At 72.3% G+C, this 21,006-nt stretch carries 22 protein-coding genes and 1 pseudogene; 4 read left to right on the top strand and 19 right to left on the bottom strand.

Annotated elements, in window-relative coordinates; translation table 11 throughout:
• Window positions 1-26: 26 nt before the first annotated feature.
• From ACZ4FV_RS24315 to hisD, 11 genes are all read right to left on the bottom strand, one after another.
• The gene (locus ACZ4FV_RS24315) at window positions 27-881 is read right to left on the bottom strand and encodes a septum formation family protein (RefSeq protein WP_395862486.1); all 855 of its coding nucleotides are present in this window, start codon (window positions 879-881) and stop codon (window positions 27-29) included.
• A gap of 142 nt (window positions 882-1,023) precedes the next feature.
• The gene (locus ACZ4FV_RS24310; protein ID WP_465323259.1) at window positions 1,024-2,250 is read right to left on the bottom strand and encodes an MFS transporter; all 1,227 of its coding nucleotides are present in this window, start codon (window positions 2,248-2,250) and stop codon (window positions 1,024-1,026) included.
• A gap of 98 nt (window positions 2,251-2,348) precedes the next feature.
• Window positions 2,349-2,915: a helix-turn-helix domain-containing protein gene (locus tag ACZ4FV_RS24305; protein WP_395862483.1), complete on the bottom strand. Its 567-nt coding sequence runs from the start codon at window positions 2,913-2,915 to the stop codon at window positions 2,349-2,351.
• A gap of 119 nt (window positions 2,916-3,034) precedes the next feature.
• Window positions 3,035-3,796 (bottom strand): imidazole glycerol phosphate synthase subunit HisF, encoded by a 762-nt coding sequence (gene hisF, locus ACZ4FV_RS24300; protein WP_395862481.1) that lies wholly within the window; start codon window positions 3,794-3,796, stop codon window positions 3,035-3,037.
• Window positions 3,793-4,221: a RidA family protein gene (locus tag ACZ4FV_RS24295; RefSeq protein ID WP_395862479.1), complete on the bottom strand. Its 429-nt coding sequence runs from the start codon at window positions 4,219-4,221 to the stop codon at window positions 3,793-3,795. The genes hisF and ACZ4FV_RS24295 overlap by 4 nt, the downstream gene beginning before the upstream one ends.
• On the bottom strand, window positions 4,218-4,952 hold the full coding sequence (gene priA / locus ACZ4FV_RS24290; protein ID WP_395862477.1) for a bifunctional 1-(5-phosphoribosyl)-5-((5-phosphoribosylamino)methylideneamino)imidazole-4-carboxamide isomerase/phosphoribosylanthranilate isomerase PriA: 735 nt from the start codon (window positions 4,950-4,952) through the stop codon (window positions 4,218-4,220). Before priA ends, ACZ4FV_RS24295 begins: the two co-directional genes overlap by 4 nt.
• 90 nt (window positions 4,953-5,042) lie before the next feature.
• Window positions 5,043-5,681: an imidazole glycerol phosphate synthase subunit HisH gene (gene hisH / locus ACZ4FV_RS24285; RefSeq protein WP_395862475.1), complete on the bottom strand. Its 639-nt coding sequence runs from the start codon at window positions 5,679-5,681 to the stop codon at window positions 5,043-5,045.
• A 4-nt stretch (window positions 5,682-5,685) separates the two neighbouring features.
• Window positions 5,686-5,841 carry a hypothetical protein gene (locus tag ACZ4FV_RS24280; RefSeq protein WP_170222315.1) on the bottom strand — a complete coding sequence of 52 codons (156 nt, stop codon included), beginning with the start codon at window positions 5,839-5,841 and terminating at the stop codon, window positions 5,686-5,688.
• Entirely contained in the window at window positions 5,838-6,434 is a 597-nt protein-coding gene (hisB, locus tag ACZ4FV_RS24275) for an imidazoleglycerol-phosphate dehydratase HisB (RefSeq protein ID WP_395862473.1), read from the bottom strand. Before hisB ends, ACZ4FV_RS24280 begins: the two co-directional genes overlap by 4 nt.
• A gap of 21 nt (window positions 6,435-6,455) precedes the next feature.
• Window positions 6,456-7,553, bottom strand: coding sequence for a histidinol-phosphate transaminase (locus ACZ4FV_RS24270; protein WP_395862471.1), 1,098 nt, complete (start codon window positions 7,551-7,553; stop codon window positions 6,456-6,458).
• Entirely contained in the window at window positions 7,550-8,905 is a 1,356-nt protein-coding gene (hisD, locus tag ACZ4FV_RS24265; RefSeq protein ID WP_395862469.1) for a histidinol dehydrogenase, read from the bottom strand. Before hisD ends, ACZ4FV_RS24270 begins: the two co-directional genes overlap by 4 nt.
• Window positions 8,906-9,011: 106 nt before the next feature.
• On the opposite strand from hisD, the gene ACZ4FV_RS24260 reads away from it, so the two are divergent.
• Genes ACZ4FV_RS24260 through ybaK form a run of 3 tightly spaced genes read left to right on the top strand, consistent with a single transcriptional unit; the run spans window position 9,012 to window position 11,746 of the window.
• Window positions 9,012-10,502: an oxidoreductase gene (locus ACZ4FV_RS24260; protein WP_402231733.1), complete on the top strand. Its 1,491-nt coding sequence runs from the start codon at window positions 9,012-9,014 to the stop codon at window positions 10,500-10,502.
• Between the two features lie 39 nt (window positions 10,503-10,541).
• Window positions 10,542-11,228, top strand: coding sequence for an LON peptidase substrate-binding domain-containing protein (locus ACZ4FV_RS24255; protein WP_402231735.1), 687 nt, complete (start codon window positions 10,542-10,544; stop codon window positions 11,226-11,228).
• 20 nt (window positions 11,229-11,248) lie between these two features.
• Window positions 11,249-11,746 carry a Cys-tRNA(Pro) deacylase gene (gene ybaK, locus ACZ4FV_RS24250; protein WP_402231736.1) on the top strand — a complete coding sequence of 166 codons (498 nt, stop codon included), beginning with the start codon at window positions 11,249-11,251 and terminating at the stop codon, window positions 11,744-11,746.
• Between the two features lie 324 nt (window positions 11,747-12,070).
• On the opposite strand, the gene ACZ4FV_RS24245 is transcribed toward ybaK, so the two are convergent.
• The 4 genes from ACZ4FV_RS24245 to ACZ4FV_RS24230 all read right to left on the bottom strand — a co-directional run bounded on the left by ACZ4FV_RS24245 (window position 12,071) and on the right by ACZ4FV_RS24230 (window position 15,445).
• Entirely contained in the window at window positions 12,071-12,784 is a 714-nt protein-coding gene (locus ACZ4FV_RS24245) for a hypothetical protein (protein ID WP_465323258.1), read from the bottom strand.
• An 88-nt stretch (window positions 12,785-12,872) separates the two neighbouring features.
• Window positions 12,873-13,676 carry an ABC transporter permease gene (locus ACZ4FV_RS24240; RefSeq protein ID WP_402231738.1) on the bottom strand — a complete coding sequence of 268 codons (804 nt, stop codon included), beginning with the start codon at window positions 13,674-13,676 and terminating at the stop codon, window positions 12,873-12,875.
• A 14-nt stretch (window positions 13,677-13,690) separates the two neighbouring features.
• Window positions 13,691-14,719: an ABC transporter ATP-binding protein gene (locus ACZ4FV_RS24235; RefSeq protein ID WP_395862458.1), complete on the bottom strand. Its 1,029-nt coding sequence runs from the start codon at window positions 14,717-14,719 to the stop codon at window positions 13,691-13,693.
• An 87-nt stretch (window positions 14,720-14,806) separates the two neighbouring features.
• The gene (locus ACZ4FV_RS24230; RefSeq protein WP_465323257.1) at window positions 14,807-15,445 is read right to left on the bottom strand and encodes a hypothetical protein; all 639 of its coding nucleotides are present in this window, start codon (window positions 15,443-15,445) and stop codon (window positions 14,807-14,809) included.
• A 159-nt stretch (window positions 15,446-15,604) separates the two neighbouring features.
• On the opposite strand from ACZ4FV_RS24230, the gene ACZ4FV_RS24225 reads away from it, so the two are divergent.
• A complete protein-coding gene (locus ACZ4FV_RS24225; RefSeq protein ID WP_395862794.1) occupies window positions 15,605-16,849 on the top strand; it encodes a mechanosensitive ion channel family protein in 1,245 nt (414 codons plus the stop codon).
• On the opposite strand, the gene ACZ4FV_RS24220 is transcribed toward ACZ4FV_RS24225, so the two are convergent.
• The 4 genes and pseudogenes from ACZ4FV_RS24220 to lspA all read right to left on the bottom strand — a co-directional run.
• Window positions 16,753-17,352, bottom strand: coding sequence for a dienelactone hydrolase family protein (locus ACZ4FV_RS24220; RefSeq protein WP_465323256.1), 600 nt, complete (start codon window positions 17,350-17,352; stop codon window positions 16,753-16,755). The two genes, ACZ4FV_RS24225 and ACZ4FV_RS24220, sit on opposite strands and share 97 nt — an antisense overlap.
• Before the next feature lie 76 nt (window positions 17,353-17,428).
• On the bottom strand, window positions 17,429-19,018 hold the full coding sequence (locus ACZ4FV_RS24215; protein ID WP_465323255.1) for a Na+/H+ antiporter: 1,590 nt from the start codon (window positions 19,016-19,018) through the stop codon (window positions 17,429-17,431).
• A 116-nt stretch (window positions 19,019-19,134) separates the two neighbouring features.
• On the bottom strand, window positions 19,135-20,079 hold the full coding sequence (locus ACZ4FV_RS24210) for an RluA family pseudouridine synthase (RefSeq protein WP_395862450.1): 945 nt from the start codon (window positions 20,077-20,079) through the stop codon (window positions 19,135-19,137).
• 284 nt (window positions 20,080-20,363) lie between these two features.
• Window positions 20,364-20,981, bottom strand: a pseudogene (gene lspA, locus ACZ4FV_RS24205) (signal peptidase II); the annotation flags it as partial.
• Window positions 20,982-21,006 lie beyond the last annotated feature (25 nt).

Genomic DNA, 21,006 nt, shown 5'->3' with positions numbered 1-21,006 from the left:
CCTCCCCCAAGGGCCGGGCGCTCGGGTCAGCGCAGTGGCTTGGTGAGTGTCTGCCCCGACTTGTACTTCGCGATGCAGGTCACCTTGCGGCGACCGATGTCCCACCCCGGCTGCTTGGGGAAGGTGTAGGTGAAGGTGAACTGCGAGGCGTCGGACCGGCCGCTGAGCGCCGTGCTCATCGCGGGCGTGCACTTCGACTCGGTCTGGTCGGTGATCGCCGCCTCACCCGGGTAGGTGCTGCCGGTGAGCTCGTAGGTCAGGAAGACCTCGCCGGTGTGCGTGCTGTTGCAGGACGTCTTGTCGATGGTGCCCGACGTGGCGTCCAGGGTGACGCAGTCGCCCTTGGACAGGTCCACGTACCGGACCTCCGAGGGCAGGTCCGGGTCGGACGTGCCGGACGTGGTCCGCGGCGGGGTCGGGCGGCTGGTGGTCGGGCGGCCGGTGGGGGTGCTCGGCGCGCTCGTGCTGCTCGTCGGCTTGGAACTGGACGAGGTGGTCGCGCTGTTCGTGGGCCCGGCCTTGTCGTCCTTCTTGTCGTCCCCGCCCAGCACCACGACCAGCGTGGCGATGATGCCACCGACCACGACGATCGCGGCGATCACCACGGCGATCAGCGGGCCCTTGCCGGAGCCGCCCTGGTTGGGGCCGGGCGGCATGCCGCCGCCGTAGCCCCCGCCCCCGTAGTTTCCGGGGTACTGCGGTCCGCCGCCGGCCCCCGGGTACTGCGGCGCGCCGCCGTACGGGTTTTGCGGAGGCGGATACTGCTGCCCACCCTGTGGGTACTGCTGCCCGGGGTACGGCTGGTTGCTCGGATAACCCTGGCCGGGTTGCTGCCCGTAGCCGGGGTAGCCCCCCTGTCCGGGTGATGGCGGCATCGTCATGTGCCTAGCCTGCCCGATCGGGTGAACCCACCGCTCGGCCGGGCCCAACTACTTGACTCCGGGTCAGATGATCGTTGTGGGACCGGAATCCTTCCGTGACCCGATTTCGCGTCTGCCGGCCGGAGTCCGCGCCGGCGGCGCCTCACGGTCGGCGGCGAAACGCTCCGCTCACGAGCGCCAGGAGCACCCCCAGGAGCATCGCGCCGCCACCGGCGGCGAACACGACCGAGGGGCCGTGGGCCGACGCGAGCATGCCGCCGACGGGGTACAGCAGCGGGATCAGACCGACCCCGAACAACATCTGGAGCGCGGTCACCCGACCCAGCGCGCCGGGCGCGCACGTGGTCTGCACCAGGGCGCTCCCGGCACCGCCGACCACGCCGGTGCCCACACCCAGCGCCACCGCGCACGCCACGCCCGCTCCCAGGCCGGGCGCGTAGCCCAGGCCGACCAGACTCGCGGCCATCACGACCATCCCCACCGGCAACACGAGCGCCGGGCGCGGCACCCGGCCCGCGACGGTCAGTGCCAGCGCGCCGATCGCCGCGCCGATCCCCCACGCGCCCAGCACCACGCCCATCCCGCCCGGCCCCCAGCCCGCGTCGTCGGCAAGCAGCACGATGCCGATGTTCATCGGGATGGTGAAGCCCAACTCCATCAGCGCGGTGACCGCCAGCAGCGGCCCCAGCACCCGATGCCGGACCACGTACCGCAGGCCCGCACGCAGGCCCAACTCCGGCTCCTCCTGCCCCGGTTCCGCCTCGGGCGCGGGTCCCGGACGAAGCCGCCACAGCAGTGCGAGGGAGAGCGCGAACAGCGCCGCGTTCAGTGTGAAGGCTGCCTTCGCGCCGCCCATCGCCAGCGCCGCGCCGCCGATCGGCGCGGACACCACGGTGGCCACCCGCTGGGACAACGAGCGCATGCCCTGCACCCGGACCAGTTGCGTACGCGTGGTCAACCGCGCCGGCAACGCGCCCACGGCGGGCATGAACAACGCGTCCACCGCGCCGAACAGCAGCGCGATCAGCACCAGCAGCCCGATCCCGGGGCTGCGCGCGAGCACCGCGAGCGCGGCGACCAGCATCACCGCGCAGCGCACCAGGTCGCTGCCGAGGACCACCCGGCGCGGTCCGTACCGATCCGCGATCGCTCCGCCGGGCAACATCAGCAGGGCTCGGGGCAGCGATCCGGCGGCCAGCACCCACCCGGTCTGCGTCGCGTCGCCGCTGCGCACCGCCGTCCAGGACAGCGCCAGGAACCAGATCTGATCGCCGATCAGCGACGCGGTGTAGGCGCCGAGCCAGGCCAGTACGCGCGGGTCGCGATGGGCGAGCCGCGGTGTCGCGCCGGCGGTCCCGGTGATGGCCATGCTCGTCCCCGTTCCCGTGTGTGTGCGGTGCGTGCGGTCTGTGCGGCGCCGACGGCGCGTGGCGGGCGGCGTCCAGGGGCTCCCGCCCCGTCCGCGGATCACAGCCGGTAGGGGAAGCCGCGGTAGTAGATCTCCACGTGTTCCGCGCCGGGTGTCTCGCGGTCGCGGTAGCCGTCCACGAGGTCCTGGATGGCACCCGCGAGTTCGCGCAGTTCGGCGGCGGTCAGCCGGAGCGTGGGGGCGCCGCTGAAGGCCGCGCCGGCCCACTCCGCCCCCCACACCTGCATCTCGTCCAGGAAGCGCCGGTAGCGGTCCTCGGACTGCGAGCCCAGCACCCGCGCGATGCTCGCGGACAGGTCCCGGCCGACCCGGTCCTCGGCGAAGTCGCCGAACGAGAAGGTGAGGTCCTCGACCACCTTCCACCAGCGCTCGCGCCCGTCCTCGGCGTGCTCGGGGTCCTCGACCACGAAGCCGTGGCCGGCCAGCGTGCGCACGTGGTAGCTGACCAGCGCCGGCGTCGCGTCCACCCGCTTGGCCAGCATCGACGCGGTGGCCGGACCGCCGGCGTGCAACATCCGCAGCAGGCTGATCCGCAGCGGGTGGGTGAACACCTTGAGGGTCTGTACGTCCTTGATCATCCGGCGCGCCGGCGGCTGCTCGCTCATGAGCCCACCGTAGATCCGAAGGAATCTTTTCGCAATGAATCTTTCGAAAGAATCCCTTCGCATTCGGTCACGAAAAAGCCGACCGCGGGTGCGGTCGGCTCCTCGTGGCCCGCCCGTGCTCAGCGCACCGAGTGGCCCGTCGCCCGCAGCACGTCCTTGACCTGCGGGATCCGCAACAGGCCGAAGTGGAACACGCTCGCCGCGAGCACCGCGTCCGCGCCCGCGTCCACGGCCGGCGCGAAGTGCTCCAACGCGCCCGCGCCCCCGGAGGCGATCACCGGGATGCCCACTTCGGCCCGGACCAGTCGGGTCAGCTCCAGGTCGTAGCCGTCCTTGGTGCCGTCCGCGTCCATCGAGTTGAGCAGGATCTCGCCCGCGCCGAGCTCGGCCGCCTTCGCGGCCCACCCCACCGCGTCGATGCCGGTGCCGGTGCGCCCGCCGTGCGTGGTCACCTCGAAGCCCGGCGCACCGTCCCGGCGCCGCCGCGCGTCCACCGAGAGCACCAACACCTGCGAACCGAACCGGTCCGCGATCTCGGCGATCAGCTCGGGCCGTTGGATGGCCGCGGTGTTCACGCCCACCTTGTCCGCGCCCGCCCGCAGCAGCTTGTCCACGTCCTCGACCGCGCGCACCCCGCCGCCGACGGTGAGCGGGATGAACACCTGCTCGGCGGTGCGCCGGACCACGTCGTACGTGGTCTCCCGGTTGCCCGAGGACGCGGTGATGTCGAGGAAGACCAGTTCGTCCGCGCCCTCGGCGTCGTACACCCGGGCCATCTCGACCGGGTCGCCCGCGTCCCGCAGGTTTTGGAAATTGACGCCCTTGACCACCCGGCCGGCGTCCACGTCCAGACACGGAATCACCCGTACGGCCAACGTCACGAGGCCCTCCCCCGGTACGCGTCCACCTCGACCTCGACCAGCATCCGCGAGTCGATCAGCCCGGCCACCACGACCATCGTCGCGGCGGGCCGGGTCTCGCCGAACAGCTCGCCGTGCGCGCGGCCCACGTCGTCCGAGTCGCGGGCGTGGGTGATGAACATCCGGGTGCGCACCACGTCCGCGGCGCCGAGCCCGAAGTGCGCCAGCGCGTCCAGCGCGATCGCGAACGCCGCGAGCGTCTGGTGGTGCGGGTCGCCCTCGTGCGCGAGGTTGCCCTCGACGACCGCGGTGCAGCCCGACACGTGCACGTAGTCGCCGACCGCGACGGCGCGCGAGTACCCGAAGGTCTCCTCCCACCGCCCGCCGGACGAATACCGCTCGATATTGCCCGAGTTGTCACTGCCCAAATTGTCACTGCCCGTCACCGGGACACCGCCTCCAACGCCTCTTCGAGGGTGAACGCCTGGGCGTACAGCGCCTTGCCGACGATCGAGCCTTCCACACCCAGCGGCACCAGTTCGGCGATGGCGCGCAGATCCGCCAACGAGGACACCCCGCCCGAGGCCACCACCGGGCGGTCCGTGGCCGCGCACACGTCCTTGAGGAGTTGCAGGTTCGGGCCGGTCAGGGTGCCGTCCTTGTTCACGTCGGTGACCACGTAGCGCGCGCAGCCGTCCGCGTCCAGGCGGGCCAGCGTCTCGAACAGCTCGCCGCCCTCGCGAGTCCAGCCGCGACCGGCCAGCGTGGTGCCGCGCACGTCCAGGCCGACCGCGATCCGGTCCCCGTGCCGGGCGATCGCCGAGCGCACCCAGTCCGGCGTCTCCAGCGCGGCGGTGCCCAGGTTGACCCGCCGGCAGCCGGTGGACAGCGCCGCCTCCAGCGACGCGTCGTCGCGGATGCCGCCGGACAGCTCGACCTGGACGTCGAGCCGGCCGACCACGTCGGCGAGCAGCTCGCGGTTGCTGCCCTTGCCGAACGCGGCGTCCAGGTCGACCAGGTGGATCCACTCGGCGCCGGCGCTCTGCCAGGCCAGGGCGGCGGTCAACGGGTCACCGTAGGAGGTCTCCGACCCGGCCTCGCCCTTGACCAGGCGGACGGCCTGGCCGTCGGCGACGTCGACGGCGGGCAGCAGTTCGAGGCGGTGGGTCTGGGTCATGACGGTGGGGATCCTCAACAGTTCGTACGGACGATGCGTTCAAGGGCGCGGCGCGAACACGGCACGGCGGGGACTTGCGAAAGAGCGGGCCTACAGGGTCGCGAGCCAGTTGCGCAGCAGTTGCGCGCCGGCCTCGCCGGACTTCTCCGGGTGGAACTGGGTGGCGCTGAGCGCGCCGTTCTCGACGGCGGCCACGAACGGCGTGCCGTGCGTGCTCCAGGTGACGTCCGGCGGGATGTGCGGGCCGTCCTGGACCACCGGCATCTCCCACGTGCGCACCGCGTAGGAGTGCACGAAGTAGTACCGAGTGTCCGGCGTGACATCGCGGAAGAGCACGCTGTCCGCGGGTGCCTCGACGGTGTTCCAGCCCATGTGCGGCACCACCGGGGCGGCGAGGCGCTCGACCGTGCCGGGCCACTGCGCGCAGCCCTCGGTGGCCACGCCGTGCTCGACGCCGCGCGCGAACAGGATCTGCATCCCGACGCAGATGCCCAGCACCGGCCGGCCGCCGGCGAGTCGCTTGTCCACGATGGTGTCCCCGCGGACCGACTTGAGGCCCTGCATGCACGCGGCGAACGCGCCCACGCCGGGCACGAGCAGTCCGTCGGCGTTCAGCGCCGCCTTGTGGTCGGCGCTGATCTCCACGTCGGCGCCCGCGTGCGCGAGCGCCCGCTCGGCCGAACGCACGTTCCCGAAGCCGTAGTCCAGGACGATGACCTTCTTGGGCACGCGGCTATCCGATCTTCAGGACGCCGGCCGCGATCGAGAAGAACGCGCCGACGGCGAGCAGGGCGATCACACTCTTGGGCAGGCCCTGCTTGACGAACGAGATGCATCCGCCGACCAGGAACAGCCCGAAGACGATCAGGACCATCGCGCCGGTGCTCACAGCGCGCCCTTGGTGGAGGGGATCACGCCGGCCCGGCGCGGGTCGAGCACGCACGCGTCGGACAGCGCCCTGGCCAGCGCCTTGAACTGCGCCTCGACGATGTGGTGCGCGTTGCGCCCGTACGGCACGTGCACATGCAGGCAGATCTGCGCCTGGGCGACGAACGACTCCAGGATGTGCCGGGTCAGCGTGGTGTCGTAGTCCGGGCCGATCATCGGCGCGATGTTCTCCGGCTCCGAGTGCACCAGGTACGGCCGGCCGGAGAGGTCCACGGTGACCTGCGCGAGCGCCTCGTCCAGCGGCACCGACGCGTCGGCGAACCGGCGGATGCCCTTCTTGTCGCCGAGCGCCTGGCGGAACGCGGCGCCGAGCGCGAGCGCGGTGTCCTCGATCGTGTGGTGCGCGTCGATGTGCAGGTCGCCGCGGGTCTTGACGGTCAGGTCGAACAGGCCGTGCTTGCCGAGCTGATCGAGCATGTGGTCGAAGAAGCCGACGCCGGTCGCGACGTCGACCTTCCCCGAGCCGTCCAGATCGATTTCGACCTCGACGGAGGTTTCCTTGGTGGCGCGTTCGACGCGACCGATTCTTGCCATGGCGGTGATTCCGACTTTCTCTCAGTCCTTCAGGACGCGGCGCATCGCATCCAGGAAGGCCGTGTTCTCGGCGTCCGTGCCGGCGCTCACGCGCAGCATGCCGGGGACCCCGTTGTCGCGAACCAGGACCCCGTGTTCGAGGATCCGCGCCCAGACCGCGTGCGGGTCCTCGAATCGGCCGAACTGAACGAAGTTGGCGTCCGAGGCGGTCACCTCGCAGCCCAGCGCGCGCAGTTCGACGACCAGCCGGTCGCGCTGCTCCTTGAGTTCGCGGACGTAGCCCAGCAGCGTGTCCTCGAACTCCAGGCAGGCCAGCGCGGTGGCCTGGTTGACCGCCGAGAGGTGGTACGGCAGCCGGACGAGCTGGACCGCGTCGACCACGGCGGCGTCCGCCGCGAGGTAGCCCAGGCGCAGGCCGGCCGCGCCGAACGCCTTGGACATGGTCCGGGTCACCACCAGGTGCGGCCGGCCCGCCAACAGCGGCAGCAGCGACTCGGTGTGCGCGAATTCGACGTACGCCTCGTCCACGATCACCAGCGAGGGCCGCGCGGCCTGCGCGGCGTCGTACACCTTCTCGACCACCTCGCCGGCCAGCGCGGTGCCGGTCGGGTTGTTCGGCGAACACAGGAACACCACGTTCGGGCGGTGTTCGGCGATCTGCGCCGGCGCGTGTTCCGGGTCGATCCGGTAGTCCGCGTCACGCGAGCCGGAGATCCACCCGGTGCCGGTGCCGCGCGCGATCAGCGCGTGCATCGAGTAGGACGGGTCGAAGCCCAGCGCGGTGCGCCCGGGGCCGCCGAAGGCCTGGAGCAGTTGTTGGAGCACCTCGTTGGAGCCGTTCGCCGCCCACACCTGGGCAGGGCTCAGCGGGTGGCCGCCGGTCCGGGTCAGGTAGGACGCGAGCGCGGTGCGCAGCTCGACCGCGTCCCGATCCGGGTAGCGGTTCAGGTCGCGCGCGGCGACCGCGACCCGCTCGGCGATCCGGGCCACCAGCGCGTCCGGCAGCGGATACGGGTTCTCGTTCGTGTTGAGCCGGACCGGGACGTCCAACTGCGGGGCACCGTACGGCGACTGACCGCGCAGTTCGTCGCGGATCGGCAGGCTGTCCAGGTCGGTCACCGGCCCTCCTCCCACGCCGCGAGACCGGCCACCTCGCCGGCCGCGAACCGGGCCCGCACCGCCGCGCCGTGCGCGGGCAGGTCCTCCGCGTCGGCGAGCACGCTCACGTGCTCGGCGACGTCGGCCAGCGCCGCGCGCGAGTAGTCCACGACGTGGATGCCGCGCAGGAAGGACTGCACCGACAGGCCCGAGGAGTGGCACGCGCAGCCACCGGTGGGCAGCACGTGGTTGGACCCGGCGCAGTAGTCGCCGAGCGAGACCGGCGCGAACGCGCCGACGAAGATCGCCCCCGCGTTGTGCACCCGGGCCGCGACGTCGGCCGCGTGCGCGGTCTGGATCTCCAGGTGCTCGGCGCCGTACGCGTCCACCACCCGCAGGCCGTCGTCCACCGAGTCGACCAGCACGATGCCGGACTGGCGGCCGGCCAGCGCCTCGATGACCCGCTCGCGGTGCCTGGTGGCGTCCACCCGTACCTTGAGCTCCTCGACCACCGCGTCGGCCAGCGACGCGGAGTCGGTGACCAGGATCGACGCGGCCAGCGTGTCGTGCTCGGCCTGGCTGATCAGGTCCGCCGCGACGTGCCCGGCGTCCGCCGTGTCGTCGGCGAGCACGGCGATCTCGGTCGGACCGGCCTCCGCGTCGATCCCGATCCGGCCCTTGAGCAGCCGCTTGGCGGCGGCGACGTAGATGTTGCCGGGACCGGTGACCAGGCGCACCGGGGCGCACGAGCCCGCGCCGTAGGCGAACATCGCCACCGCTTGGGCGCCGCCGACCGCGTACACCTCGTCCACCCCGAGCAGCGCGCACGCGGCCAGGATGGTGGGGTGCGGCAGGCCGCCGAAGTCGGCCTGCGGCGGCGAGGAGACCGCCATCGAGGCAACGCCGGCCTCCTGTGCGGGGACCACGTTCATGATCACCGACGACGGGTAGACGGCGTTGCCGCCCGGTACGTACAGCCCGACCCGCTCGACCGGGACCCACCGCTCGGTGACCGTGCCACCGGGCACCACCTGCACGGTGACGTCCCGCCGGCGCTGTTCGCGGTGCACGATCCGGGCCCGGTGGATGGACTCCTCCAGGGCCGCTCGCACCTTGGGCGCGAGCGTGTCCAGCGCCGAGGCGATCGCCTCGGCGGGCACCCGGATGTCGCTCAGCCGCACACCGTCGAAACGCTCGGTGATCTCCACCAGCGCCTCGACGCCGCGATGACGCACGTCCTCGCAGATCGGGCGCACCTTCTCCAGGGCCGCCTCGACGTCGAGTTCGGCTCGGGGCAACACGTCGCGCAGTGCGGCGGGGCTGTCCAGGACAGCCCGCGAGGCGGGACCGCGCAGGTCGATACGGGAGATCACCTGCCCCAGTGTAGAGACGGTGCCGAATCGAACGTCCTCGCGTGTCGGACAGTGAGACACGCGATCATGGGGCACTCAGCAGCCTTCCAGTGTCGGGGGACCACGGATGAGCACACCGCCAGGACATCTGACCGCGATCGAGGCGCGCGTATGGGAGGCGTACCGGCGCGGCGAGCGGCTGGATCTGAGCACGGGTGTACCGGCCGACGACGACCCGCGCGCCGGCGCGGCGTGGGGCGCGGACCGCACCGTCCGGGCCCGGGTGCTGGCCCGGTTGCTGCTCCAGCCGCCGGACGCCGAGCCCGGCCACACCGCGGCGCTGCGGCTGAGCGGGGCCCGGATCGTGGGCGCGCTGGAATTGGGCGGCGCGCGCCTGGACGTGTACGTCTCCTTGATCGACTGCCGGATCGAGGACGAGATCGTGCTGAACGTCGCCTCGACCCGCACGATCATCCTGCGCAACTGCGTGCTCGCCGCGCTGTCGGGGCGCAACATGCGAGTGGACGGCGACCTGTCGCTGCGCTCCTGCGAGGTGGCGGGCGGCCTGCGGATACTGGACGCGCGGGTGGACAACGACCTGCGGATCGACGACTGCGTGATCGGGCCGGATCGGCACGGCGGCGCGCTGCACGGCAACGGCCTCCAGGTCGGCGCGGACACGTCGATGGACAACACGGTCTTCACCGGTCAGGTGAGTCTGTACGGCGGTCGCTTCGGGGGCCGGGTGACGCTGTACGGCTCGACCGTCGACCGCCCGGGCGAGTTGGCGATGGATCTCGGGCGGATCAGGGTGGAGCACTCGCTGCACCTGAGCGTGGGGTTCGCGGTGCGCGGTTCGATCCGGATGAACGACGCGCGCCTGGGTGGCGGCATCGTGCTCAGTCGGGCGGTGGTGTGCGCCGAGCCGGACGAACTGTTGACCATGTGGCGGGTGGCTGCGGAGGGCCTGCACATGGCCCTCGCGCAACCGCCGCGCGGGCGGATCGTGCTGGCCAACGCGACCTTCGGCACGCTGACCGACGCGCCGAACACCTGGCCGGCGCCCGGGGACCTGGACCTGTCCGGGACGCGGTACTCGGTGCTGCGCGCCGAACAGCCGATGAGCGTGGAACAGCGGGTGGACTGGGTCGAGCGCGGCACTCCGGAGTACACCCCGCAGCCGTACGACCAGCTCGCCGGCGTGTACCGGGCGGCGGGCGAGGACGAGGTGGCGCGGACCGTGCTGCTGGCCAAGCAGCGCCGGCGGCGCGCCGGACTGGGCCCGGCGGGCCGGTTGTGGGGCCACGTGCAGGACGTCGCGATCGGTTACGGCTACCGGCCCGCGCGCGCCTTCGGCTGGTTGATCGCGCTGATCGCGGTCGGTACGGCGGTCTTCGCGGCCGACCCGCCCGCGCCGCTCAAGCCCGGCGAGGCGCCGCACTGGAACCCGTTCTGGTACACCCTGGACCTGCTCCTGCCGGTGGTCACCCTGGGCCAGGACGCCGCGTGGAAGCCGACCGGCGCCGGGCAGTGGCTCGCGTACACGCTCATCCTGCTCGGCTGGGTGCTCGCCGGGGCCGCCGCGGCGGGCGCCACACGGGTGCTCAATCGCGCCTGAGATCAATGATCGACGCGGTCCGGCGGTCAGGCCCTACTCTTGGTCACCGTGACCGACCGGCTTCCGCTCTTCCCGCTCAACTCGGTGCTCTATCCGGGTCTGGTGCTGCCCCTGCACATCTTCGAGGAGCGGTACCGCACGCTGGTCCGGGACCTGGAGGTGCTGCCCCAGGCGGAGCAGCGGTTCGGGGTGGTCGCGCTGCGTACCGGGCGCGAGGTGGGCGACATCCAGGGCGATCCGCTCGACGTCCTGCACCCGGTGGGCTGTACGGCGGAGATCGCCACGATCAAGACGCACGAGGACGGCCGCTACGACCTGGTGGCCACCGGGGCGACCCGGTTCCGGCTGGTGTCCGTGGACGACTCGGGTCCGTACCTGTACGCCGAGGTGGAGTACCTGGAGGACCCGGTCGGCGAGCGGGCCGACGTGCTCGGTCTGGCCGCGACCCGGGCGTTCGCCGAGTACCAGCGTCGGCTGCTCTCGGCCCAGCAGCGCACCCCGATGAGCCTGCCGGAGTTGCCGGACGACCCGGTGGTGCTGTCCTACCTGGTGGCCGCCGCGGTGGTGCTCGACCCGCACGACAAGCAGCGGCTCCTGGAAGCCGAGGACGCGACCACCCGGTTGACCGCCGAGGTGGAGCTGCTGCGCCGGGAGGCGGCACTGCTGGACCGGCTGCCGTCGTTGCCGGCGGTCGAGCTGTTGCGGCAGAGCATCGAACCCAACTGACCGATCGAGGGGTCGCCGACATGGCGAAGGGCAGGAGCAAGGGCGGACAGGGCACGCCAGCGACGGTGGCGCTGACCCGCGAGGGCGTCACGTTCAGGGTGCACGCGTACGAGCACGACCCGAACGCGGCGTCCTACGGCGAGGAGGCCGCGTCCGTGCTCGGCGTCCCGACGGAGCGGGTGTTCAAGACGCTGCTGGCGGACGTGGACGGTGCGCTGACGGTCGCGGTGGTCCCGGTGGCGGGCCGACTCGACCTCAAGGCGCTCGCGGCGGCGGTCGGCGGCAAACGCGCGGCGATGGCGGACCCCGCCGCGGCCGAACGGGCCACCGGCTACGTGCTGGGCGGCATCAGCCCACTGGGCCAAAAGCGCCGACACCCCACCGTGCTGGACGACTCCGCCCTCACCCTGCCCACGATCTACGTATCGGCCGGCCGCCGCGGCCTGGAAATCGAACTCGCCCCCACCGACCTGATCCGCCTCACCACCGCAACCACCGCAAGCGTGAGCCGAACCTGACCCCCGACCTGAAACACCGGCCGGGCTGAACCCACCCCATGCGGCGCTCGACCACACCAGCCGCCGGCGCACTCGAGCCAATCAGCCCGGCCGGCGCCTGAGCACACCAGCCCGTGCGGCGCCTGAGCACAAACAGCCCGGCCGGCGCTTGAGGCCAAACAGCCCGTGCGGCGCCTGAGCACACCAGCCCGGCCGGCGTTTGAGGCCAATCAGCCCGGCCGGCGCTTGAGGCCAAACAGCCCGTGCGGCGCCTGAGCACAAACAGCCCGGCCGGCGCTTGAGGCCCAGCGGGCCGCAGGCCGGCCAACCCCGCCCCGGCCGGATTCAGCCCTTGTCCGAGTCCCGCTTGGTCAAATCCACACGCGGCAGAGGCGCAGCCGTGTGCGCCCAAGGAAAACCCTGCCCGCCCGGCGGAGAAGGCGGCCACCCGTACGGCCCCGGACCCGCCACCGGTTCCTCCCGATCCGCCGGCGCGAACCCCGCCGACAACCCCAGAAAGATCACCATCGACGCGATCGGCCACAACAGCAGCACGCCCTTGGCCTTGAGGTCGAGCGGCTGGTCGAACCGCTTGCCCAGCCCGATCCGCCGCACCTGCTCCATGATCCCGTCCGGCCCCAGCCGCACGCCGACCTTGAACGCCAGATAGGACCCGGCCAGCCCGCCGACGGTCAGCGCGAGCGCGGTGGCCACGCCCTGCCGGCGAAAGCGCCAGAACGCGAGCGGCGCCAGCACGATGCCCGCGATCACGCCGCACACCGCGAACCAACCGTCCAGCGCGATCGAGGTCTCGGTCTCCGGTGAGGTCTGGAAGACCCCCTCCTGCGTCGCGAGCAGCGGTACGCGCGGCGTGATCTGCTCCCAGATCAGGCCCACGATCGCCCCCACGACCAGGCACGCCGCGACCACGACGGCGAACGCCACCGCGTCGGCGCGATAGCGCCGCCACAACGTGGGGGGCGCCTCGGGCCCGGGCGCGAAGCCCACGTGCGCGCCCTCGGGCGAGGGGTAGGGGGCGAAATCCCCGGCAGACGTCATCTGGTCAGCGTCCCATGTGCGGATCGAGCCGGCGGGACGACCCCGCGCGGCGGTGTGTCTGGTGGTCGCGGCGACGAGGGCCGGAGCGCTACGCGCGGGTACTGCGCCGGAAGGACCACGTGGCCGACGAGAGCATCACCACGCCGACCGCCGCGCACACCGCGAGGTTGCCCGCCACCGCCGCCCAGTCCGGGTCGCCGTAACTGGCGATGAACGCGTCCACACCGTAGGAGGAGGGCAGCACATCGCGGGCCAACACGATCGCGTCGGGCATCCGGTCCTCGGGCAGCACGCCGAGCAGGAGCGCGGCGGACATACCCAGTTGGCCGAGCAGGGTGGCCAGTTCGGGACGCGGCGCGAGCAGGCCGAGCACCGCGCCGATGCCCGCCAGCGCCGCGCCGGACAGCGGCACGACCAGGAGCAGCACCCACAGGTTGGCCAGCGGCAGTTGGAACATGAGCGCGCCGATGACGGCGGTGGCCACGGTGCCGGGCAGCGTGAAGGACGCGTACGCGGCGGCGATGCCCAGCACCACCGCGGCCGGGCGTACCGGCAGGGTCAGGTAGTAGTCGAGCGCGTTGGCCGCGCGCAGGTTGCCGAAGTGCTGGGCGAGCAGGTTGAGCGCCACGAAGGCGACCACGAGCACGCTGGAGCCAGCGACCACCGCCTGGCGCGCGCTGTCGCTGCCGGTGTCCACCACGCCACGCATCAGGATCATGATGCCGACCGACTGGAACACCGCGACGAACAGCAGCGGGACCCGGGAGACCCGCACCCGGGACAACTGCGCGCGGTAGACGGTCAGCAGCCCCGCGCCGAGCGACGTGGCCGGGGCGGGTACCACCGCCTCGGCCGGATTCGCCGGCACGGCCTCGATGCTCGCTGCACTCACCGGTGTCGACACTCTCATCCCTTGACCAGTCCCTGGTGGCGCCCGCCGAGCGCGAGGTAGACGTCCTCCAGGCTCGGCGTGGACAGCGTGAAGTCGTCGAGCGCCTCGAACGCGGGCCCGGAGGTGACGCCGGCGAGCAGTTCGCGGGCCACCCCCGGTTCCATCCGGGTGCTCCACCGCCTGCCGGTGCGCACCGCGGTCTGCGCGAGCATGCTCACCGCCGGGTCGTCCATCGGCGGGTCGGCCCGCCAGACCAGATCGAGCCGCACCTCGTCGCCGACCATGGCCTTGAGTCCGCCGGGCGTGTCGCACGCGATCACCCGGCCCTCGTCGAGCACCGCGACCCGGTCCAGCACCGTCTCCGCCTCGATCACGTTGTGCGTCACCAGGAGCACGGTGGCGCCCTGTTCGGCCCGGCGGCGATCCACCGCGGCCCACACCGCGCGGCGAGCGACCGGGTCCATGCCGGTGGTCGGCTCGTCCAGGACCAGCACCGGGCGGGCGCCGACCAGCGCGGTGGCAACGCACGCGAGTCGGCGCTGGCCGCCGGAGAGCTTCTTGAGCGGTCGGTCCGCGATCGCGCCCAGGTCGAGTTCCTCGAGTACCGCGTCCCGCTCGGCCCGGGCCCGCGCGGCGTCCAGGGCGCGCAGCCGGGCGGTGGTCTCGATCGCCAGTGCGACGGTCAACTCGTCCAGCGCGCCGGACTCCTGACCGAGGTAGGCGACCAGCCGGGCGGCGATCTCGGGGCGGCGCACCAGGTCGTGGCCGAGCAGGTCGATCGTGCCGGTGTCCGGTCGCAGCAGGCCGGTGAGTTGGCGGACCAGGGTGGATTTGCCCGCGCCGTTGGGGCCGAGCAGGCCGAAGATCTCGCCGCGGCGCACGTCCAGGTCGATCGCGTCGTTCGCGGTCAGCACGTGCCGGCTCTTCCGACGCCCGGTGCGATATGTCCTGGTCAGCCCGCGCACCGTGAAGCACGGTTCGGCCCTCGCGCGCTCGCCGGGGATGGTCACGCTCCGCTCGTCCGTTCCGGGCAGCTTGTACATCCGACCCCGCGCGTCGTCCTGAAGGTGGTGGAGATGGCGTGCGACCCGCGTCGAGTGCGCGGCCGGGTGACACACGACGAGACGACTCTACGCGGTCCCCTCGCCCGCCCGGCCGCCCGCCTCCTTGGCGAGCAGCACCCGGGCCCGCTGCCACTGCTCGCGCGGGATCACCGCACGCCAGTCGATCGCCGCGAACGCGGCCTCGCGCTCCGGGTCCAGGCGGCGGCCGACCCGGGCGGCGGCCACCTTGAGCAGCGCGAGCGGCCGGCTGGGCAGGCCCACCCGTTCGACCTCCCGTTTGAGGTTGGGCCACCACACCGTCGCCGCGTCGGTCATCTCGTTCTCCGCCGCGCCCAGGCGGTGGAAGGCGGCGAGCCGACCGATCCCGCGCGCGATCACCCACTGCACCAGCGCGGCGAGGCCGAACAGCACCAGCAGCAGGATCCCCGCCGGCGGGAACAGAAACAGCAGCGGCAGGCCCGTCACGAGCAGGAGGTACTTGAGCAAAAACACGAACTCCAGCCGGCCCAGCACCACCTTGCCCGCCAGATAGCGGATCAGCAGCGCCGCCTGGCGCGGGGTCAACCGGGTGTCCACGTCCGGGTCGAACGCGGTCGCACCACCGGCGGCGGAACGTTCCGCCGCCGCCCGGGACGCGCTGCGAAAGCGTTGTCCGCGCCGCACCGCGCCGAATCCGGCCTTGCCGATCCTGGTCCACTTGGACATCGCGGGTCCTCCGTACGGTCCACTGCCTGACTCGCACGTTAGCGCCCCGCGCGGGCTGCGGTGGCCGGCGCGCGCGGGACGGACGCGTGGGTGAGCCCGGCCCGCTCGGGTACCGTACGGGTTTGACCACAAGCCCCCTAGGAGGCTCTCGACGTGGACGTGTGGCACATACTTCGCCCCTTGATCGTGCTCGTCTCGGTGATCGCCTTCACGGGTCTGGTGACCTGGGGAATGGCTCGCCTGGCCCGCGAAGTACAGACCCGCAAGCCGCTGACAGGACCCCTCTGGTCGATGATGCGGCGCGGCCGTGCGTCGATCGTGGCGACGCTCGGCACCTCGGTCCTGTTGCTCGCCGAACCCGCGGCGGCCCTGCCCGACAAGAGTCGCGGGATGGTCCGGCACATCCTGGTCCTCACCGTGATCGCCGCGTGCGCGTGGCTGATCGTGCACGCGGTCACCCTGCTGGTGAACACCTCGTTCGAGCGCTACGCGGCGAACGCGACGGACACCGGCCGGGTACGCCGGATCCAGACCCAGATCGCGTTGATCCGCCGGACCGCCGTGGCGATCGTGGGCATCATCACCTTCGCGGCGATGATCATGACCTTCCCGGGCATGAAGACCATCGGCACCAGCCTGCTGGCCTCCGCCGGTCTGCTCGGCGTGGTGGCCGGTCTGGCCGCGCAGAGCGCGCTGGCCAACCTGTTCGCGGGACTGCAGATCGCCTTCAGCGACATGGTCCGGATCGGCGACTCGGTCGTGGTCAACCAGGAGATGGGCACGATCGAGGAGATCACCCTGACCTACCTGGTGGTGAACACGTGGGACCAGCGCCGGATCGTCATGCCGGTCTCCTACTTCACCTCCCGGCCGTTCGAGAACTGGTCGCGCACCGACATCCGGATGACCGGCACCGTCTTCCTGCACCTGGACCACTCCGCGCCGGTCGCCGAGCTGCGCGAGGAACTGCATCGCATCCTCAAGGACACCGGGCTGTGGGACGGCCAGGGCTGGAGCCTGTACGTCACCGACACCACGCCGACCACGATCCTGGTCCGCGCCGTGGTGACCGCGCGCGACTCCGACGACCTGTGGACGCTGCGCTGCGAGGTGCGCGAGAAGCTGCTCGACTACCTGCGCTGCGAGCACCCGTACGCGCTGCCCCGGATCGCCACCGCGCCTGCGCCGCTGGGCAACGAGGCGGTCGGCCCGTACAGCGGCAACGGACGCTTCGCCAAGGCCCAGCCGGCCGTGCAGGTGCCCGCGCAGACCGGCCCGCGCAAGTACGTCGACCTGGCCAAGAAGCCTCAGTCGTTGGCCGCCGCGGCGGCCGCGGCCGAGTCGATCTCGCTGAGGAAGTCCGAGGCGATCGCCCAGGCGCGCGAGGCGGCCTCGCGGTCGTAGTCCGGCAGCTCCGGATCGGTGAACAGGTGGCCGGCGCCGCGGTAGCGGTGAATCTCCACGTCCGCGCCGGCCCGGCGCATGCCCAGGTACCACGTGCCGAGCCAGTCCTCGGTCTCGAACGGGTCGGGCTCGGCCACGTGCAACTGCACCGGAACCTCGGTGCGGGCGTCCTCGCGCAGGTCGGAGGTGCCGTGGAACATCAGCAGCCCGGCCGCCGAGGAGTCCGCGAACGCGGCGTTCTGGGCGATCGAGGCGCCGAGCGAGAAGCCCACGTAGACCAGCCCGGGACCGAGCCCGGCGGCCGCCTTCACGGCTCGGCGGATCAACTCGTCCGCGCCGATCTCGTCCTTGATCTCCATGCCCTCCTCGACCGACTCGGTGCGACGCCCGTCGTACAGGTCGGGCACGGTCACCTCGTGCCCGTCCGCACGCAGCCGCTCGGCCGCGGCGTGTACGGCGGGGCGCAGCCCATAGGCCGAGTGGAACAGCACGATGCGGGCCACGTGGGGGTCCTTCCGGGGACGGGATGCGGGAAACCATCGGACAAAGGGTCAACCGTACCGGGCGCCGACGCCGGGTTCAGCGCATGCTGCGCAGGTCCAGGCGGCGCAGCACCCGGTCGGCGGCGGCCGGGTCCACCCCGCGCCGGCTCCGGGCCGCGATCACCTCGCGGCGCGCGGCGGCGGTCATCTCCGCCTCGATCTCGTGCAGCAACTTGATCCGTCGGGAGCGTTCGACCACCGCGTCGGCCAACTCCTCGGTCGCGCCCTCCGGCCTGAGCTCGGCGAGCATCGCCTTCTGCCGGGCGCGCAGCCGCTGCACCATCTCGTCCGGGAGGTCGCGCTCCTCGTCCAGTTCGCGCAACCGGCCCAGCGCCGCCTTGGTCGCGGCGGCCACGATGGCGCGTTCGTCGCGGCCCTCCGCCTCGTCCTCCTCGGCGACCCCGAGCCGGCGCACCAGCCAGGGCAGGCTGACCCCCTGGAGCAGCAGGGTCACCACGATCACGCAGAACGCGATCGCGATCAGCCGTTGTCGCTCGGGGAACGCCTCGTCGGCGTCGGTGGTCAGCGGCAGCGCGAGCGCCAGCGCGATGGTCACCACGCCGCGCATGCCGGCCCACCACACCACGACGGTCTCGCGCGGGTCCGGGGTCTGCGTCTCGCCGGTGGTCGGCAGCCGGTTGTGCAGCCGTCGGGCCAGCGCCGCGACCGGGAACAACCACAGGCCGCGGACCACGATCAGCACCAGGACCACGGCGCCGGCCTCCCAGAACAGCCGGACCCGGTCGCCGCGCAGGTCGTGGAAGATCTCCCACATCTCCAGGCCGATCACGCCGAACGCGACGCCGGTGACCACCAGGTCGACGACCTCCCAGAACGAGCGCCCGGTGAGCCGGCCGACCACGTTGTCCGCGTCCTCGGCGACCGAGCCCAGGTAGAACGCGGTGGTCAGGACCGCGAGCACGCCGGAGCCGTGCAGTTCGTCGGCGACCACGTAGGCCAGGAACGGCACCAGCAGGGTGAGCAGGGTCTGCAGGGTGGGCTCGTCGAGCCGGCCGAGCAGCAGTCGACCGGCCAGGCCGACCGCGAAGCCGATCCCGACGCCGACCACCGCGGACAGCGCGAACATCCCCACCGCCTCGACCGGCGAGAACGTGCCGCCGACCACGGCCGCGACCGCGACCTGGTAGAGCACGAGCGAGGTGACGTCGTTGAAGAGCCCCTCGCCCTCCAGGATCGACACCAGGCGCCGGGGCAGTCTCAGGCTCCCGGCCACCGCCGTGGCGGCCACCGGGTCCGGTGGCGCGACCAACGCGCCCAGCGCGACCGCGGCCGCGAACGGCAGCCCCGGCACCATCGCGTTCGCCACCGCCGCCACCGCGGCCGTGGTGACCAGGACGAGCGCGACCGCGAGCAGCAGGATCGGGCGGGCGTTGGCGGCGAACTCGCGCCAACTGGAGCGCTGCGCCGCCGCGTAGAGCAGCGGCGGCAACAACAGCGGCAACAGCAGGTCGGGATCGATCCGCAGGGTCGGCACGAACGGCAGCCAGCCCAGCAGCACGCCGTACAGGGTGAGCAGCACCGGGAAGGGCAGCCGCAGTCGCCCCGCGAGCGGCACGACCACGACCGTGCCGAACATCAACAGGAACAGCAGCGTGAGCTGACCCACTCCGCCCCCAGACCGATCGACCGCGATTCGATCTTGGAGCGTTCCCCGAATCTCCGCCGATTCACCGATCCGCAGGCATCGGTGTCACGGCGTCGGCACAGGGTGAAGGGGGAGGATCAGCGGTCGGTGACCCGCTCCAGAGTCGCGGTCAGGTCGGCGGGGTAGCCGCTCTCGTACTGCACCCACGTGCCGTCGCCGGGGTGCTCGAAGGCCAGGCTCACCGCGTGCAGCCACTGGCGCTCCAGGCCCAGCCGCTTGGACAGCGTCGGGTCCGCGCCGTAGGTCAGGTCGCCCACGCACGGGTGCCGCAGCGCCGCCATGTGCACCCGGATCTGGTGGGTGCGGCCGGTCTCCAGCTTGATCGACAGCAGGCTCGCGGCGCGGAACGCCTCGATCGTGTCGTAGTGCGTGACGCTGGGCTTGCCGCCCATCACCACGGCCCACTTGTAGTCGTGGGTCGGGTGCCGGTCGATCGGCGCGTCGACGGTGCCGGTGTGCGGGTCCGGGTGGCCCTGGACCAGCGCGTGGTAGCGCTTGTCCACGGTGCGATCGCGGAACTGCTGCTTGAGCAGCGTGTAGGCGCGCTCGGACTTGGCGACCACCATCAGGCCGGAGGTGCCCACGTCCAGGCGGTGTACGACGCCCTGGCGCTCGGCCGCGCCGGACGTGGAGATCCGGTAGCCGGCCGCGGCGAGGCCGCCGACCACGGTGGTGCCGGTCCAGCCGGGGCTGGGGTGCGCGGCGACGCCGATCGGCTTGTCGATCACCACGATGTGGTCGTCGTCGTGCACGATCCGCATGCCGGGCACGGGTTCGGCGACGAGTTGCACGGGCCTGGGCGCCCCGGGCATCTCGACCTCGATCCAGGCCCCGCCGTTCACGCGGTCGGACTTCCCCGCCGCCCGGCCGTCGAGCTGCACCTTCCCGGCGGCGGCCAGCTCGGCCGCCTTGGTGCGCGAGAAGCCGAACATCCGCGAGAGCGCGGCATCGACCCGCTCGCCTTCGAGGCCATCGGGAACGGGAAGAGTACGGATTTCGGGCGAGCCGGGATTGACAGTCACGAGATACGAGTATGCCCGGCGTCCGGGCCGGACTCGACGGCGTGGTCGGCGCCGGCCGGGTCGACGGGCCGCGTGGACTTCGCCTCGGCCGGGTCGACGGCGGCCCTGGTGGCACCGGACGGCGCGTCGGCGACGCCCCTGCTCGTGCCGTTCACGGTCTCGGCCGACGTGTCGGTCGCGGTCTCGGTCGAGCTCTCGGTCTCGGTCTCGGTCGAGCCGGCGGGAGTCGGCTCGGCCGCCGCGTCGTCCTCGCCCGCCGCCTCGCCTGCCGCGTCGTCCTTCTCGTCGCCCTCCCGGGTGCCGTCCGGCTGCAGGCCCAGGAAGGACAGCAGCACGATCAGGCAGCCGCCGACCACGATCGCCGAGTCGGCCAGGTTGAAGATCGCGAAGTGCTTGGGCGCGATGAAGTCCACGACGTGGCCCTCGAACACGCTGGGCGCCCGGAAGATCCGGTCGGTGAGGTTGCCGAACGCGCCGCCGAGCAGCAGGCCCAGCGCGATCGCCCACGGAAGGCTGTTCAGCTTGCGCGCGAGCCGCAGGATCACCACGACCACGGCGCCGGCGATCACCGTCAGCACGATGGTCAGGCCCTGCCCCATGCCGAACGCCGCACCCGCGTTGCGGGTGGCCCGGAACTGGAGCCAGTCGCCGAAGATGTCGATCGGCGCGTGGTACTCGAGTTTCGCCACCACGATCAGCTTGGTGATCAGGTCGAGGGCGTACGCGAAGCTCGCCACGCCGAGCAGGACGAGGATGTATCGACGGGTGCGCGAACCGGCGGGCGCGGTCGGCTCCTCGCCGCCCGCCCCGCTCTCGGTCGCCCCGGTGTCCGGCTCCTGTGCGAGGGCCTGCGACTCCGCGTCATCCCGTCGTTCCGCTCCGGTGCCGATGGCTCGCTCCAGTCCTTCGGCGCGCCGCCGGCCGCGT

This window comes from Embleya sp. NPDC025285 (assembly GCF_055558835.1).
This window is presented reverse-complemented; position numbering and strand designations above follow the sequence as displayed.

Coding starts and splice junctions, on each gene's coding strand:
- ACZ4FV_RS24245 (WP_465323258.1), bottom strand. CDS start 12,784: ATGACGTCTGCCGGGGATTTCGCCCCCTACCCCTCGCCCGAGGGCGCG.
- ACZ4FV_RS24310 (WP_465323259.1), bottom strand. CDS start 2,250: ATGGCCATCACCGGGACCGCCGGCGCGACACCGCGGCTCGCCCATCGC.
- ybaK (WP_402231736.1), top strand. CDS start 11,249: ATGGCGAAGGGCAGGAGCAAGGGCGGACAGGGCACGCCAGCGACGGTG.
- ACZ4FV_RS24305 (WP_395862483.1), bottom strand. CDS start 2,915: ATGAGCGAGCAGCCGCCGGCGCGCCGGATGATCAAGGACGTACAGACC.
- ACZ4FV_RS24315 (WP_395862486.1), bottom strand. CDS start 881: ATGACGATGCCGCCATCACCCGGACAGGGGGGCTACCCCGGCTACGGG.
- hisB (WP_395862473.1), bottom strand. CDS start 6,434: ATGGCAAGAATCGGTCGCGTCGAACGCGCCACCAAGGAAACCTCCGTC.
- priA (WP_395862477.1), bottom strand. CDS start 4,952: ATGACCCAGACCCACCGCCTCGAACTGCTGCCCGCCGTCGACGTCGCC.
- ACZ4FV_RS24235 (WP_395862458.1), bottom strand. CDS start 14,719: ATGTACAAGCTGCCCGGAACGGACGAGCGGAGCGTGACCATCCCCGGC.
- ACZ4FV_RS24230 (WP_465323257.1), bottom strand. CDS start 15,445: ATGTCCAAGTGGACCAGGATCGGCAAGGCCGGATTCGGCGCGGTGCGG.
- ACZ4FV_RS24260 (WP_402231733.1), top strand. CDS start 9,012: ATGAGCACACCGCCAGGACATCTGACCGCGATCGAGGCGCGCGTATGG.